The organism is Paenibacillus nanensis (genome assembly GCF_003583765.1).
GTDB lineage: Bacteria > Bacillota > Bacilli > Paenibacillales > Paenibacillaceae > Pristimantibacillus > Pristimantibacillus nanensis.
The window spans coordinates 534,674-551,498 of sequence record NZ_QXQA01000001.1 but is presented as its reverse complement, the minus strand read 5'-3'; the positions used below and the strand labels follow the sequence as shown (position 1 = coordinate 551,498).

The 16,825-nt window shown below is 51.8% G+C and carries 12 protein-coding genes; all 12 read right to left on the bottom strand.

Annotated features, from left to right (window positions below):
- Positions 1-59 precede the first annotated feature (59 nt).
- Positions 60-1,826, bottom strand: coding sequence for a cache domain-containing sensor histidine kinase (locus D3P08_RS02320; protein ID WP_338068697.1), 1,767 nt, complete (start codon positions 1,824-1,826; stop codon positions 60-62).
- The gene (locus D3P08_RS02315) at positions 1,823-3,391 is read right to left on the bottom strand and encodes a response regulator (protein ID WP_119597789.1); all 1,569 of its coding nucleotides are present in this window, start codon (positions 3,389-3,391) and stop codon (positions 1,823-1,825) included. The genes D3P08_RS02320 and D3P08_RS02315 overlap by 4 nt, the downstream gene beginning before the upstream one ends.
- 141 nt (positions 3,392-3,532) lie before the next feature.
- On the bottom strand, positions 3,533-5,221 hold the full coding sequence (locus tag D3P08_RS02310; protein WP_119597788.1) for an extracellular solute-binding protein: 1,689 nt from the start codon (positions 5,219-5,221) through the stop codon (positions 3,533-3,535).
- A gap of 67 nt (positions 5,222-5,288) precedes the next feature.
- Entirely contained in the window at positions 5,289-6,185 is an 897-nt protein-coding gene (locus D3P08_RS02305; RefSeq protein WP_240647214.1) for a carbohydrate ABC transporter permease, read from the bottom strand.
- Positions 6,186-6,217: 32 nt separating this feature from the next.
- Positions 6,218-7,192: an ABC transporter permease gene (locus tag D3P08_RS02300; protein WP_119597787.1), complete on the bottom strand. Its 975-nt coding sequence runs from the start codon at positions 7,190-7,192 to the stop codon at positions 6,218-6,220.
- Positions 7,193-7,444: 252 nt separating this feature from the next.
- Positions 7,445-8,362 (bottom strand): proline dehydrogenase family protein, encoded by a 918-nt coding sequence (locus tag D3P08_RS02295; protein ID WP_119597786.1) that lies wholly within the window; start codon positions 8,360-8,362, stop codon positions 7,445-7,447.
- Positions 8,363-9,069: 707 nt separating this feature from the next.
- Positions 9,070-9,708 carry a hypothetical protein gene (locus tag D3P08_RS02290; protein ID WP_119597785.1) on the bottom strand — a complete coding sequence of 213 codons (639 nt, stop codon included), beginning with the start codon at positions 9,706-9,708 and terminating at the stop codon, positions 9,070-9,072.
- 129 nt (positions 9,709-9,837) lie between these two features.
- Positions 9,838-11,913 (bottom strand): beta-galactosidase, encoded by a 2,076-nt coding sequence (locus tag D3P08_RS02285; RefSeq protein WP_119597784.1) that lies wholly within the window; start codon positions 11,911-11,913, stop codon positions 9,838-9,840.
- Between the two features lie 32 nt (positions 11,914-11,945).
- The gene (locus D3P08_RS02280) at positions 11,946-12,998 is read right to left on the bottom strand and encodes a glycoside hydrolase family 53 protein (protein WP_240647212.1); all 1,053 of its coding nucleotides are present in this window, start codon (positions 12,996-12,998) and stop codon (positions 11,946-11,948) included.
- A gap of 81 nt (positions 12,999-13,079) precedes the next feature.
- Positions 13,080-13,958, bottom strand: coding sequence for a carbohydrate ABC transporter permease (locus D3P08_RS02275; protein WP_119597782.1), 879 nt, complete (start codon positions 13,956-13,958; stop codon positions 13,080-13,082).
- Between the two features lie 27 nt (positions 13,959-13,985).
- Positions 13,986-14,882 carry an ABC transporter permease gene (locus D3P08_RS02270; RefSeq protein ID WP_119597781.1) on the bottom strand — a complete coding sequence of 299 codons (897 nt, stop codon included), beginning with the start codon at positions 14,880-14,882 and terminating at the stop codon, positions 13,986-13,988.
- Between the two features lie 203 nt (positions 14,883-15,085).
- Complete coding sequence (locus tag D3P08_RS02265; RefSeq protein WP_119597780.1) at positions 15,086-16,789, bottom strand: type 2 periplasmic-binding domain-containing protein; 1,704 nt, start codon at positions 16,787-16,789, stop codon at positions 15,086-15,088.
- Positions 16,790-16,825 lie beyond the last annotated feature (36 nt).

Below are 16,825 nucleotides of genomic sequence, written 5' to 3'. Positions count from 1 at the left end.
ATCCGCATAGGCATGGGCACCGCTGATCGAGCGGCCCTGCGCATACGGATGCTTTTTCCTTATCCGGCCAGCGGCGCGGCTTTCGCGAGCGGAATTTTGATCGATACCGTCGTGCCGATGCCTAAGCGGCTGTATAAACTTACGCCGTACGCGCTGCCGTAGTACAGCTTGATGCGTTGGTTGACGTTGCGGATGCCGTATCCGACGCTCGTGCCCTCCTCCGGATCGTTCATCTGCTGCAGCAGCTCCGCGCTTATGCCGACGCCGTCATCGATTACTTTAAATAAAATATGATCTTCCTCAAGCGTGCCTACGATACGGATATGAATGCGGTCCGCGCACCAAGCATGCTCCAGCACGTTCTCGATGAAAGGCTGGATGATCAGCTTGATCGTCGTAAACTCCATAATCCGGGGATCGATATCGAAGGTGACGCCCATTCGCTCTTCATATTTAATCTTCTGGATATTGATATAAGCTCTGGCCTGCTCCAGCTCCTCGCCAATCGGCAGCAGAATGCGGCCCTCGTTCAATGATAGACGGTAAAACTTCGCAAGATCCATCACCATTTGCTGCAGCTTCTCAAGCTCCCCGAACTTGGCAAGCCGATTGATCGACGATAAGGTGTTGTATAAGAAATGAGGATTGATCTGGGCTTGCAGCATATCCAGCTCCGCCTCTTTTTTGTCCAAGTCGGCAACATATACCTTATGAATAAGCTCCCCGATATTTTGCCCCATCTCATTGAGCGCCCTGGAAATTTGGCTGAACTCGTCGTTCCCTTTGAAATTAATCCGCTTGTGGAAATTGCCCTCCTGGAAGGAGTCCAGCACGGAGACGATTTTGTTCACTTTCCTCGAGAAGTAGTTGGACATCAGCGCGCCCGAGACAAAATATACGACCGTAAACACGAAGCAAATCAAAAACGTCAGCCAGCGAACCTCATTTACCTTATTTTCAAAAATCGTATTCGGAATAACGGCGGTGATGCTCCAGTTCAGCTTCGGGATGACTTTATCGATGATCAGATGACCGGCAAAATCCTGCTCGTTCCACGTATCCCCGACTTGATAGATCGAATTGCCGGAAACTCTCATGACACGGTTGCTTGCATCTTTAATGTAGATCGTGGCTTCGTTGCCGATTTTCGAATAATTCACCGTCTCGAACAAATCCGACAGATAGACGCTTTGCCGAATAAATCCGATCTCTCCCACCTTGTCCGCAACTTGCACGTTAACCAGCCGTCTCAGCAAGGAGATCCGGCCGAATGCAGCATCATCCTCAACCTGCTTCCACACGATCGTCTGCCCGTATAATTCCTCGGGGAAGTCCCGGTACCAATCTCTATTCTCGATTCGCGTAATATGGTAGAGATCGTAAGGATTCTCCAGGTGCTTCAGCGGATCGGTCCCCCTGTAGTTCCGGTAAATCTCCGGAAAATCAGGGTTGTGAATATAAACCGAGAGCCACAGCTTAATGCTGGACGCCTCTTTGTATGCCGTAATTTTGGGAAGCACCAAATTGGTCGTCGCCTCGTAGCCTACCCAGCCCATCTCGAAATTGCGCAGCGCGCCCGCTAACGCCTGGTCATAATAAAAAAAGTCCGAAACGCGAATCAAATCTTCGATTTTATAAGAAACGTTGTCGTTAATTTGGCTTAGCGTTCCGTTCGCGCTGCTCTCCATCTGCTCCCGTATCGACTTCACGTAGATGGAATTCGCAATATACCCTATAACAAGCACCGGAATGACAATAAATACGCAATAAGAGAGCATCAGCTTATAGCCGAACGGCAGATACCGGTATTTTCGCATCATTTTCATAGCTTTCTGCGGTACTCCAGCGGCGTTTTGCCATGATAGTCCTTGAACTGCCTGCTGAAATACGGTAGGTAACGGTACCCGATCAGACCCGCGATTTCATACACCTTCAGATTCGTCTCCATAAGCAGAGTCCCTGCCTTCTCCATGCGAAGCATCGATACATAATCGCTGAAATTCATATTCATTTCTTCTTTAAAGATCTGGCCCAAATAATTGGGGGAGAACGAATATTTCTCCGCGACATCCTTAAGCGTTATGTTTTCATGCAGCCGCTGCTTCACATCGCTCACAATATCTTGAACCAGCTTCCAGTTTTTTTTCTGTTTTTTGTTCTGCAGCAGCTCCGAAAGCTCGTAAACCCGGTAACGCAGCCACGTATGAATCTCATCGATCGTCTCATATTGAAGCAGCACATCCAGGCTGTTAAAATCCAAATTCAGCATTTGGAACAAATCCTCGTTGCTCTTCTGCAAGTACGCGTCCAGCTTCATCAACAGGAAAATCGTAAAATTTTGAATCGAAAACTTCGACCGCATATTGTTCGCAAGACCGTACAGCATCCCCAGCTCATCGTGCACCTTCACTAGATCATAGCTGGTCATCGCTTCAAACAACGCGTCGAGCTGGATGTCCAGGCTCTGCACATCCTTCATTTGCGACGCTTGAACAGCATCGTGGTGTATAACCTTTCCTTTTCCGTAAAATACTTTATAGTCCAGCGCGGCCAGCGCTCTCTTATACGAGTCCTTCAGCGCATACGGCGTATGCACGGCCTCTCCGACCCCTATCGTTACCGTAAAAGGAGCCTCCAAAGCATCTCTGCCCAGCTCCTGCCGGAGCTGCTCCAAAGGAACGGCCGCCTCTAGCAGCAGCCCCATGCGCCGGTCTGTCACCCGGCAAAAATGCCGGATGCCGAGCTTCTTGCATTTGCTTAGAAGCGCACTCCAAAAAACGTTCGACATCTCCGCCTCGTCCAACGTTACGTTCGCATTTTTCATTCGAATCCAATCATCCCGCTCCGCGATGACGACCTGAACCGGCCAACGCATTTGGGTGAGCCCGTATTCCTCCATGAGCGAATCTGATGTGCTCAGATTCCAAGAGCCCTCCAGCAATTGCAGCATATATTCATTTTTGGCCATCGGAACCATGCGCTTGTACAGCTGCTCCGTCTCGAGCAGCTTTTTCTCCTCGTCCAGCTCGGCGCGGAGCTTACGCAGCGATTCGATCAATTCGTTATCATCCATCGGCTTCACGACATAGCTGCAAGCGTTAAGAGATAAAGCTTGCTTGACGTAATGGAAGTCCTGATATCCGCTTACAAAAATAATTTTGATCTTCTCGTGAATATCCAGCGCCTTCCGGGCAAGCTCCAACCCCGACATGTTGGGCATGCGCACATCGGTAATGAGAATATCGATTCTTTCTCTCTCAATGACCTCGCTTGCGGCAAAACCGCTCGTGACGGCCGCAACGACCTCCATGCCAAGCTCAGCCCATGGAATAAACGTCTGCATGCCCCTTAAATCCAAAATCTCGTCATCGACTAGCAAAACCTTATACATGGGTATCTCATCTCCAAGTCTATCGTCTAGTAAGAGCTGTTCATACGGCAAAGGTTATAAAGTCTACTCAATGACAATCCAAAAAGGGTATACTTTTTTACAGTATACCCTCTCGGTATAATTTTTTGAATATTGTAATAACTAGTTCCCGGCGATAATGGCTTTATTCTTCTGCCAAGCTTCCGTACGGAATGCGAGCAGATCCGCGTATCCAGCCTCTTGCGCGTCCTTCTCCGCTTTATCCAGAATCGAGTCGACTTCAGCATCGTCCTTCGCCATTACAGCTTGCGCATACGCCTGATCCCAGATATCGTCCACGCGCTGCTTCACGATACCGAGCTCGCTGTCCGGCAGCGGATCAAGGTTAATGAATTCCGTTGCGTTCGCCTGCGTAAGCCATGTAATCGTGCTTTGGTAGCGAGCGGCCCAGTTTTGCTCCTCCGGCGGAAGCTTCGCTTCATATTTCATTTTCGCTGGATCGATGTAGCCTGTGTTGCCGTTCCACATGATCGGGTCATGCGCTTTTTGAAGCTCCAGCACCTCAGCCGCGTCATATTGGTCTGTGAAGATCGGGTGGCCGTCAGCGTCAAAGCCCTTCCAGTTCTTGCCCTCCGGACCGAAGAACAACAGGGATTGACCTTCCGGACCTGTATACCAGTCAAGGAATGCGAATATTTTTTCAGGGTCCTTCGCGTTTTTCGTAATGACGTTTACGTTCCAGCCCAATGCCGTGTATGTGCCTGGGAAAATTTTATTTTTATCCAAGCCCGGTTTGTGGATCGGCCAGATCATGAAATATCCCGCGTTCGGATCTTGCTTCGCCAGCTCTTGGTGAGCCTGCATCGCGATCGTCGTCGGGCTGGAGGAAGCGAATACCGCTACGCGCCCTTGCATTACTTTTTCTTCGATTTGGTCTACGGTTTGCGTGAAAGCGTCTTGCGAGATCAGCTTCTCTCTGTACAGCTTCGCGATATATTTCATCGCCTCGCGGAACACCGGATCCGTAAAGAGAGACGTTAATTGCTCGCCTTGCGGAACAGCGCGAAGGCTTGCGTTCAGGTAGGAATAAAGATAATTTTCTCCGAATGCGGTGTACAGCACGCCGAGACCTTGCAAGTCTTTCGCCAGATGCGGCTCGTAAGGCACGACGGTATCGCCGTATTTCGCTTTCACAGCCGTTAAGTAATTGTAAAGGTCATCGGTAGTTTCAAGCGGCGGCGAACCGAGCTCTTCATAGATCTTCTTGTTGATGACATAACCGGCGTTGCCGTTCGGACGGCCTGTGTACCAGTTCGGGAATTGATAGAGCTTGCCGTCTTCGGAACGAAGCAGGTTGAGGTCTTTCCCCATCCATGTCTTCAGATTCGGGTATTTATCCAAGTAATCGTCGAAAGGAACAAGCATACCGGCCTGGCGCAATCTTTCTACGTCCGCGCCGCGGTCCATCCACATTACGTCGGGGAGAGACTGCGAAGCGATCATGGTGCTCAGCTTCTGCTCAGGGTTGCCTCCGGCGGAGACCGGAACGATGTTAAGCTGCTTGTTCTCTTTCAGCCATCTGCCCGCAACGGTGCTGTCCCATGCCGGAACATCGTACCAGCTGTAGTGGCCGTACATGCTGAATTCAAGCGGTTCGGAACCGAATTCCCATACATCGGAAGGCGCCTCTGACGGAGTTTCATTGCTGTTGCTTGGCGTGTTTGAGGCTTCGCTTGATGGCGAAGGGCTGGGCTCGTTCTTGTTGTTGTTCGAGCTGCATCCCGCAAGCACTGTTGCCAGTACGAGGATAGCGGATACAAGAAGCATTGTCGTTTTTCTAACTTTCGTCATGCTTGTACTACCCCTCTCATTGTCGTTTTTATGTCCAAAGCTACTATCGCTTTAAACCGTAGTCAGCCTACTCCTTCAGCGAGCCGATGAGCACGCCTTTCACAAAATACTTCTGAACGAACGGGTACACCAGCACGATTGGAATGGTGGCCACCATCATGGTCGCCATTCGGAGCGATTTGGTTGTAACCGTGCGCAGGCTTTCTATACGCGCCGCAGACGCTGTATCTAAATTGCTGGACATTTCCGTTACGATATTGGCGTTCAGTATTTGTTGAAGCATCGTTTGGATCGGAATCAGCTTTTCGTTCGAAATATAAATGCTCGGCACGAACCAATCGTTCCAATGCGCAACCGCAGTGAACAGCGAAAGCGTTGCGATAACAGGCCCCGACAGCGGGAGAACGATTCGGAATAAGATCCCCCAATTCGTAGCCCCATCCATTTGCGCGGATTCTTCAAGCCCTACCGGAAGGCTTTTAAAAAACGTTCTGAATATGATCATGTTCCATACGCTGATGAGCGCGGGAATGATAAACACAAGGAATTTGTTCATCAGTCCCAAGGAACTGATAAGCAAGTAAGTCGGAATGAGACCTCCGCCGAAATACATCGTGAACACAAAGAAGAACATATAAAAGTTTCTGCCGATCAGCTCTCTCTTCGTCATGCCGTAGGCTAGAATGGCCGTCATTAGAATCGATGATAAAGTTCCGACAACCGTCCGGCCTACCGTTACGAAGAAACCGTTAATCAAACGTTCGTCCTTGAACACGATCTCATAGTTTTCCAAGCTGAACGCCCTTGGCCAGAACGTCACGCCTCCTTTGGAGGTGTCGATGCCGAGATTAAAGGATACGACAAGCGCGTTCCAGAACGGATAAAAGCAGCTGAAGGACAGTGCTATGAGAAAGACATATATCAGGATAATCATGGTTCGGTCGCTAAACCCTAGTCGCTTCAAAGCCGTTCGCCTCCCTGTTATTCATTATTCGATCACCACAAGCTGTTGCCGGATCTCCGGGCCAAATAGTTCGCCATCGTGAGCAGTCCGATACTGATCACCGCTTTGAACAGCCCTACTGCTGTGGCATAAGAATAACGGAAGTTTGAAAGCCCTACGCGATAGACGTAGGTGTCTATAACATCAGAGACCGGCCGGAGCACGGGATTCGTTGCCAGAAGGAGGATATCTTCAAAGCCCGCGTTCAGCAGGTTGCCGATCGAAAGAATCATGAAAATGATAATAACCGGCAAAATCGAAGGAATCGTAATGAAGTAGATTTGCCTAAATTTGCTTGCGCCGTCGATATCCGCCGCTTCATACAGATGCGGATCAACGCCGGAGATGGCGGCTAAGTAAACGATTGAGCCGAACCCGATCTCCTTCCACACATTCGCCGATACGAGTATCGACCAGAAGTATTCTTTTATCGATAGGAAGTTGACCGGTTCATCGATAAGCCGGATCTTCTCCAGCAGCATGTTCACGCTGCCGTTCTCCGTCGAAAGCATCGCCATCGTGAGACCCGCTACGATAACCCAAGACATAAAGTGCGGCAGATACGTAATGGTCTGCACGACGCGTTTGAAAACCATATGCCTGACTTCGTTCAGCATAAGCGCCAAGGCGATCGGCGCCGGGAAACCGATTACAAATTTCAGCAGGCTAATGACAATCGTGTTGCGCATGACTTCAAAAAATTCAGGGGCTTCGAAAAACATTTTAAAATGCTTAAATCCAACCCACGGATTGGCCCAAATATTGCCTCCCGTAAATATGCTGTAGTCCATAAATGAGGTCAAAACGCCATACATCGGCAAATAGGAAAAGACGAAAACGAGCAGTAAGCCCGGCCACACCATCAATTGAATATCCCATTGCTTGAACATGCGGACGACAATGTTCTTATTCTTCTTGGGCTTTCGGTCTAATGCTGCAATCGTTGGTTCTGTTGATGATTGTGCCATAGGTTTCCTCCTTGCTGCTGTTGATAGGTCTATTGTATCGGACAGCTAACGGAGCTTTCTATTTGCCTAAGCAACAAAAAATGATACTTTGCAACGATTATCTATAAAAAATCGAAAAAACGGAAATGAAATCTATCATCTAGGACGGATTATTGACAACTATGCTCATAAGTTTGATAGAAAGGGACAAAATTGAATAAAAAAACCGCTTCTTCCGGGAAGAAAGCGGCTGGTCGCCATCGTTGATTCGTATCATTTTTTTCTTCGCATATGCTTTAGCAGAAACCAGACGTTGGCCGGACGCTCCGCCAATCTGCGCATGAAGTAGCCGAACCAATCCTTCCCATACGGGACGTAGACTCGGACGCGGTATCCTTCGTCCGCCAGCTGCTTCTGCAAGTCTTCTCGAATGCCGTAAAGCATTTGGAATTCAAACTTTTCGTTCGGGATGTTGTTATCCGCGATCCAGCGAAGCGATTGTTCGATAATCGCTTCATCATGCGTCGCAATCGCCGCATAGCCTTGCTTCAGCTGAATGCGAATGAGCTTGGCGAAGGCTTCATCGACGTCTTTTTTTAGGGGGTAGGCGACTTGAGGCGATTCTTTGTACGCTCCTTTGACGAGTCTTAAGTTCGCTCCATTTCTCCCGAGCGTCCGCACGTCGAGCTCCGATCGTCTCAAGTAGGCTTGGATCACGATGCCGAAATTCGGGTAGTCGCGCTTCAGCTTGCGATAGAGGTCAATAGCAGCCTGGCAATGCGCGTAATCTTCCATATCGATCCGGACGAAGATTCGCAGCTCGTTGGCGCGGCTTAGGATCGCGCGCATATGCGATTCGCATAACGCCGGGTCGATATCGAGGCCGAGACTTGTCAGCTTCAACGACAGGTTGGCCTGAAGCCCTTCGTTATGGATCAAATCCAGCGTCATCAGGCACATGTCAGCCGCAAGCTTTGCATCCTCCGCATGACGGACAAATTCGCCAAGGTGATCGACAGTTGCCAGGAGGCCCTCATCGTTCAGACGCTTTACCGCCTCGGCCGCATCCCGCAGCTCCGTCCCCGCGACAAACCGCGCCGCCCCCAGCCTTGCCCCATAACGCCTCATCAGCCTCGCCGCGCTCTTGTTGAGCCCTATTGCCAGGAACAGCTTTCTCAGCAATGTCTCCATCCCCGTCGCCCCTCCCTTAACCGCCAGAGAACTTACAAAACTAACATATTCATCTCCGTACATCCTATTCATTCCCGGTTAAGGGGGAACTGTAACCTGCTTTATCGGCGTTACTGCGCCGTCACTCTTACTCGGGCCTACCCGTAACCGCCTTTTTCATCACTATCGCGCATCTGTGCTGCTCCCTACGAACCAGTAACCTCCTTTTTCGCCGTTACTGCACCGCCACTCTTACTCGGGCCTGCCCGTAACCGCCTTTTTCATCACTATTGCAAATCTGAGATACTCGCTGCGAACCAGTAACCTCCTTTTTCGCCGTTACTGCCCCGCCCAACTTACTCGGACCTGCCCGTAACCGCCTTTTTCATCACTATCGCGCATCTGTGCTGCTCCCTCCGAGCCAGTAACCTCCTTTTTCGCCGTTACTGCACCACCACTCTTACTCGGGCCTGCCCGTAACCGCCTTTTTCATCACTATCGCGCATCTGTGCTGCTCCCTCCGAGCCAGTAACCTCCTTTTTCGCCGTTACTGCCCCGCCCAACTTACTCGGACCTGCCAGTAACCGCTTTTTTCATCACTATCGCGCATCTGTGCTGCTCCCTCCGAGCCAGTAACCTCCTTTTTCGCCGTTACTGCACCACCACTCTTACTCGGGCCTGCCCGTAACCGCCTTTTCATCACAAACGCGCATCTGACTGCTTCTTTCTCATAAGCCGTTCTCCAATACATAGGCATGGTTACGAAGCTTGTCCGGACGAAGTGGCCTCAGTTTCTTTTTTGAATGAAGCTCTTTTAACACTTTGCGGCTTAACGCCTCTCCCTTACCTAGGCATACACATACATCCGAAACGCGAATAGGTCTGTTAATATATGAAGCGTACTGTAGGACAGTCCTTTCATAGAGGGATAAATCCTCACTCGCCCCTCTAAGCTTACCAAGCAACTCAAACAAACTAGACCTGCAAGCTTCGGGCTTTTTATTCAATTCATCCCAAGAGTAGGGGAAATAAATATATCCCTTGTTTGCCATTGTTCGAATACGAAACCGTTCAAAATCGAACCGGTCACGTGTTATGTTTTCCGCATGAGCTACAAACCCCTCACTCTCAAACGCAATACCTAACGGTACGTAGAAGGCATCAATGTACATCGTAACCCCATTTGCCCCGATCATTTCATACTGCATAACAAAACCTTCAAACGATCGAAATACTGGCCAAATCAGCTCACGAAAAAGCTTCTTCTCCCCTGTCATATCCTTTTGCAGCATTTCCAGACGTCTTCCTTTGGCACCTTTTTTCTGGGCTTCCACAAACTTTTTGAATTCAACTTCAAAGCTACTCATATTCAGACCTCCTCGTCATCTAAGCACAAAAAAAACGCCGCTCATCCCAAATAGGATAAACGGCGTGTTCTTCACGCTGTGATTTTTTAAATGATTATACCACAAATTTTGGAATCTGCAATAAGTATCTTACCGAGCTGCCCGCTTCAGCACCGCCACGCCATGTGTCGCGAGCTTGAGCTCGGGGCCTGCGGCGGCGCCGGTCTCCATGTCCGTGTAGGCGCGGTTGTCGAGCGCCACCGTCTGCGGCTTGCCGCTGAAGTTGAGCAGGAACACGTAGTCCTGCTCGCCGTCCGTGCGTACCTGCGCGGTTACGCCAGCCGGGAGCTCGCTCTCTACGGCCCGTGCCAGCTCAAGCTCGGCGGCAACTGCGCCGTAGAACGCGTCGTAGAACGGCTCCTTCGCGCGCGTCGCCAAGTAGTACGCGCGGCCTGCGCCCAGCTTGTTCACCGTCAGCGCCGGACGGCCCGCGTAGAAGTCGTCTGTGTAAACGCCAAGCGGCTCGGCCCCTTCCAGATGAATAAGCTCGCACAGCTCATGCGATTCGAACGTGCCGCTTAAGCCGAGCGCGTTGCCTTCCGACAGCGCGATGCCGTTGCGGTCGTGATCGTACAGCCCCTCCGCTTCTTCGGCCCAAATGCCAAGCGTCTTGCGCAGCGGGCCCGGAAAGCCGCCCAAGAAGCAAAGGTCGTTCTCGTCGACGACACCTGACCAATACGTGCCGACGAACGTACCGCCAAGTTCGACGAAACGCTCGATCCGTTCGCCGACGCCGGGTCGGACCATATACAACATCGGCGCGATAACCAGCTTATACTTCGAAAAATCCGCGTCCATCGAAACCACGTCGGCCGGCACGCCCTTCTCCCACAAGGCGCGGTAATGCTGCAGCACCGTCTCCTCGTAATGGATGCCCATGTTGCGGGGACCTTGCGCGTCCTTCACCGCCCAGCGGTTCTCCCAGTCGAAAATAATGGCCGCCTCCGCAGGAACGCTTGTCCCGATTACCTCCGTCAGCTTGCCAAGCGTTGCGCCGAGCTCCGCCACATCGCGGAACACCCGCGTATGCTCGTGGCCGACGTGATCGACGACCGCGCCGTGGAATTTCTCGCTGGAGCCGCGGCTTTTGCGCCATTGGAAATACTGCACCGTGTCCGATCCGTGCGCGACGGCTTGCAGCGAAGACAGCTTATGCATGCCTGGCCGTTTCATCTTGCTGACGCCCTGCCAGTTCGTCAAGCTTGGCGTGCTCTCCATCAGCATAAATGGCCGGCCGCCTTTTAAGGAGCGGAAGATGTCATGGTTCATCGAGAACCAAGCCGCGAGCCGCCCTTCATTGCCTTCCACTCCTTGATCATGCCAAGTCGGATAAGCGTCCCAAGAAATGACATCAAGCACATCCGCAAACTTCCAATAATCTAAACCCTCGAACAGATCCATCATATTCGCCGTCACCGGCAGATCCGGATTGATCTCGCGGAGCGGCGCGATTTCATGCTTGCAGAAGTCGACAGTCTGGTCGGTAACGAACCGCTTCCAGTCCAAATTCATGCCATGCACCATGCTCTCCCCATGAGGAGCGGGCGATTCCACCTGCGACCAGCTTGTATACGTATGGCTCCAGAACGTGGTCCACCATGCCTTGTTAAGGGCGTCCAAGCTGCCGTATTTGTTCTGCAGCCAGCCGCGGAACGCCTCTTGGCAATAATCGCAATGGCACTCTCCGCCATATTCGTTCGAAATATGCCAGCCCACCACTGCCGGATGGTTCGCGTACCGCTCCGCCAGCTTGCGGTTCATGACCGCGACCTTCTCCCGGTAAACCGGAGACGTATAACAATGGTTGTGACGCGCGCCATGCAAGTTGCGCACCCGGTTCGCTCCGACGCGGAGCACCTCCGGGTATTTCTCCGACATCCAGGCAGGCCGCGCTCCGCTCGGCGTCGCGAGCCAAGCATAAATGCCTTCCTGGGCGAAACGGTCCAATACGCGATCCAGCCAGCCGAATGCAAACCGGCCTTCTTCAGGCTCCAGCGCCGCCCACGCAAAAATGCCGACTGCCATAACATTGCAGCCCGCCAGCTTCATCAGCCGAATATCCTCCTCCAGCACCTCCGGCGAATCCAGCCATTGGTCCGGGTTATAATCGGCTCCATGCATAAATACCGGCAGCTTGCTGCTGATCGGCGCATATCGTTTCGTCATCATGTCCATCTCCTTCAATTTGTGCGTGTGTATTAAGCTTCCTTCTCCTTCAAAACATCCATCGACGCCAGCTTCTCGCCGCGGAAGTCGAACAAGGTTAGATTCGACCAATTGTTCGGATGACCGACCGACCATTCCTTCTTCGACGGTATCCATGCCGGCTCCCACCAATAGAAGCCGTCGCCCAAACCTCCCGGGACGCCTCGCACGATTGCAATAAAATCCCTCAAATACTGCGCTTGGCCCTCGACCGTCGCCGGATAGCCGGCATGAAGCTGCTCGTCCTTCTCCACGATAACCGGCATCCCCTCCGGCTTCTCCAGCGTCCAAGGATAAGCCGTCTCCACCACATTAATCGGCTTCCCGTACAGCTCCGCAAGAGCGGTCAAATTCCTTCGCAAATCGTCCAACGTGCCATGCCACCAAGGATAATAAGACTGGCCGATCCTATCAAATTCCACGCCATGCTTCAGCATCCGGTCGAAAAACTTCCGGCTGGAAGCATGGTCCCCGCCGCGGTCGATATGAATCATAATTTTCACATCCGGGAGCGCGTCTTTGGCGCCTTGAATGCCCGACTTGAGCAGTCTAGTGAACTTATCCCATTGCTCATCCGTGTCGTATTCGCCGTCAACCTTGCCGTCGTTCCACAGCATGCCTGGCGTAACCTCATTGCCGATTTGCACCGTGTCCGGAGCGGCGCCTGCGGCCTTCAGCATGACAAGCACTTCGCGCGTATAAGTCCCGACGGCTTCGCAAAGATCCTCATAGCTAAGCCCTTCCCAAGCCTTCGGCTTCCACTGGTTCGCGGGGTCGGCCCATCGGTCGGAGTAGTGAAAATCAAGCAGGAAATGCATACCCGCAGCCTTAATCCGCTGGGCGATCTTCATCGTACGCTCTACATTGCAATAGCCGCCGACCGGCTCGTTCCAAATCCGCAGTCTCGCGGCATTTACCCCGCTTTCTTTCATGATGGCAATCACATCGCCCTTGACCCCATTCAAAAAGTAGCTTCCGCCTTCGCTCTCCACTTCGTCAATAAAGGAAATATCCATTCCGTTAATAAAAACCTGCTCCTGCTCCATCCCCATTCCCCTTTCCTAAGATCAAGCGGCCATTTCCGGTCCGAGAAAAAAAGCAGCCCCGCTAGAAGCTGCGAACCCTCCCTATTCCTTCACCGAGCCAAGCACGAGTCCTTTGACAAAAAACTTTTGAAGAAACGGATAGATGACTAACACCGGCAGAGCGCCTAAAAAAATTTGCGCCGCATTCACCGTCTTCTGCGACAACAGCTCCATCTCCTTCGGGTTAATGGACATCGAGCTCATATCCTTCTGCACGATAACCGTCTGCAGAAACGTCGCAAGCGGGTAATCCGCTTTGTTATGCAAATACAGCAGGCCGTCAAACCAGGAGTTCCAATGGAACACCATGCTGAACAGACCAAGCGTTGCGAGAGCCGGAAGCGATACCGGCAAGTAGATGCTAATCAGTGTGCGGAAATGTCCCGCTCCGTCGATCAAAGCCGCTTCCTCCAGCTCCTTCGGCACCCCGCGGAAGAAATTCAAAAGCAGGATGGTCAGCCACACGTTAACCGCAGCCGGCAGAATAAGAACCCAAAAGTTATTCATCAGCCCCAGCTTTTGAATGACAACATAGAACGGCACCAAGCCCCCGCTGAAAATCATCGTGAACACGAAGACCCAGGCGTAGACGTTTCTGCCTTTGAACACCGTGCTTTCCTTGGACATCGGGTAAGCGGCCAGACAGGCAAGTCCTAGCGTCAGGACCGTTCCGATGACCGTCCGTTTTACCGCAACCCACAAGGAGCTCAGGAAGACGGGATTATTGATCGTTTTTTCGTAAGCAACCGTTGTAAAGTCAACCGGCCACAAATTAACCAAATTCGCATCTGCAGCCGATTTGGCGCTGAACGAAACAGCCAGCACATGGATGAGCGGCAGCACGCATAACAGACCAAGCAGCAGCAGGAACGCCGTGTTGAATAGATTGAAAATCCGGTAGGGAACCGTTTTGTGATACATCGTATTTCACTCCGTTTCAGTTGAAGTCTAGAACACGCGGTAGTTGGCTACCTTGTAGGCGATTCGATACGAGATGACGATCAAAGCCATGCTGACTATCGATTTGAAGAGCCCGACTGCCGTCGCAAAGCCGAACTTGCCTTCCATAATCGCCGTACGGTATACGAAGGTATCGATGATATCCCCTTTTTCATAGACCAGCGGGTTATACAGGTTGAAGATTTGGTCGAAGCCCGCGTTCAAAATATTGCCGAGAGACAACGTGCCTACCACAACCGCCATTGGAATAAGCGAAGGAATCGTAATATGCAGCGTCTGCTTCCAGCGCGACGCCCCATCCACTTCGGCCGCTTCATACAGCGAAGGATTGATGTTCGCTAGAGCCGCGAGGAATACGATCGTTCCATAGCCGAATTCCTTCCACACTTCCGATGCGATTACGGTGAAGCGGAACCAATTGCCCTCGCCGAGGAAGAAAATCGGATCAATGCCGATCGCCCCTAGAGCCCGGTTCACAAGACCGCCGTCCGTGGACAAGATGTTGAGCAAGATGCCGCCTAAAATGACCCAGGACAGAAAATGCGGCAAATAGACAAGCGTCTGGATCGTCCGGCTCAAAAACGCTTTGCGAACTTCATTCAACAGAATGGCAAACGTAAATGGCGCCAGGAGGTTGAAAATAATTTTTAATGCCGCGATAAAAAAGGTGTTCCATATGACTTGAAGGCTGTCCTCGCGCTCGAACATCGTCCGAAAGTTCTCAAGCCCGATCCACGGAGAGCCGAATATACCGCCGCCTAGCAGCTTAAAGTCTTGAAATGCCATCACAATGCCCGCCATCGGCAAGTACGCAAATACGATCAGAAAAAGAAGAGACGGCAATATCATAAGATGAAACTGCCAACTGCGTTTGAACCCTCTCATTCTTAAGCCCCCTCATAAACTCTTTAATAACGTCTTGCTATAAGTATACAGACCGCCGGATAGGCTCAGATAGCGCACAAAACCAATATTCATGGCACGTTTGCAACATGTTTGCGGGCGCCCCCTTCCCTTCCTGCCGGCCGAATAAAAAAACGCCCTCCATTCGGATCCGTAACCCAAATGGAAGGCGTTAGCCTCAGCTTTTATTTGACGGAATCATACCAAGTGTTCACTTCTTCTGTAATCTTGTCGCCGCCGCCGGATTTCCACGTGGAGACGAAATCGTCGAACGCGTCAACAGGCTTCTGGCCGTAAATAATTTCATTGAACGTTTGCAGCTCGATCTTGTTCAGGTAATCCAGCTTGGAGCTCATCGTTTCAGTCGGAGGACCCGTGAACATGTTCTTGAACGAAATATCTTCTTGCGACAGAAGAACCTTGGCCGCTCCAGGCGTTTCCAGACCGTATGCCGTCTGCACTTCCTTCTCCAGGCGGGTTGTCGCTTCTTTACCGTCCGCCAGATTCAGCAGCGCCTTCATCTGCGCGTCAGGAATACGTGCGCCGTCGCGAACGAGCAGGTAACGCACCGAGTTGACGTATCCGCCGGGAATATCCTCCCAACGAAGCAGCGTTCCGTCTTCCGCAATATCGTAGTCGTAGTTTTTGAACAGGCCGTTATCGAATACGCTGCCTGGCTTCGGATCCGCGTAATTATCAAACATATAGTTCTGGTACGTGAACAAAGCTTCCGGATGCTCCATCTTCGCGCTGATCAGCGTTACGCCGTTCGTGAAGTGCGTGCCATGGCGCATCGCTTTGCCGTCCGGTCCCGCAGGAATCGCGTACGGTTTCCATACCGCGCCCGGAACGTTCTTCGCCGTATCCGACAGCGGCCAGCCGCTCATCCAGTAAGGTCCAGGGATAATGCCCGCCGTGCCCGCAACTGCCGGCTCAGCCGTTTTGTTCTCATCCCACAACGCGGCTTCTTGAGGGATGTAGCCTTTATCGTGCCAGCTCTTCAGCGTCTCGAGGCCTTGCTTCATGCCCGGGTTGATGGAGCCGTATTCCAGCTTGCCGTCCGCGCCCGCATTCCATTGCTCAGGCAGCGTGCCGTATGCGCCGAACACCCACGACGGGTCGCCCATCCACGTGCTCATCTTGTTTTTGAAGCCGATGCTTAAAGGAGTGACTTGATCCGGCGACAAGCCGTCCGGATTTTCGTTCTTGAACTTCTCCATCACCGTCTCAAGCTCAGCAAGCGTCTTCGGCGCCTGCAAATTCAGCTTATCCAGCCAGTCTTGGCGGATCCACAGCAGGTAGTCATGGTTATACGCGTAGTCGAGCACCGGAATACCCATGCGCTTGCCGTCTCTTGTATAAGGGTTCCATACGTTTTCGTCGATCGCCATCGCGGCTTTCCACGTATCGTTCGCATATTGATCGAAGAGCGAGCCCACTTCGCGGAACAAGCCCGAATCAATCAGATCCTGCGCCAGCTGAGCGTCGCCGATTGTGACAACATCCGGGATTTCTTCGCCGGAAGTCAGCGCCAGACGCATCTTCGTTGCGAAGGCGTTGTTCGAATCCGTTACGGACCACAGCGATTTAATCTCGATGCCGAGCGTATCCATCGCCCATTTCGTCGCAACATTGTTTTCGATCGTCTCGCCGTTTTTGAATTTCAGCTCCGGGTCAACGCCCCAGACTGTCGTAATCGTAACCGGCGGATCGTATTTGTCTTTGTATCCGTTGCCGGTTTCTGCTGTTTCGCCTGCATCGTTGGCGCCGCCGTTGTTCGCGCCGGCGTTATTGCCGTCATTGTCCGCTTTACCGCATGCTCCAAGCAGCGATATGAGCATCATACATGCAACGGCGAGGAGTAACCCTTTTTTCGTAAAGGCTTTCATTTTGTCGTTCCCCCTTGCGATAGATGGTTTGTTCTA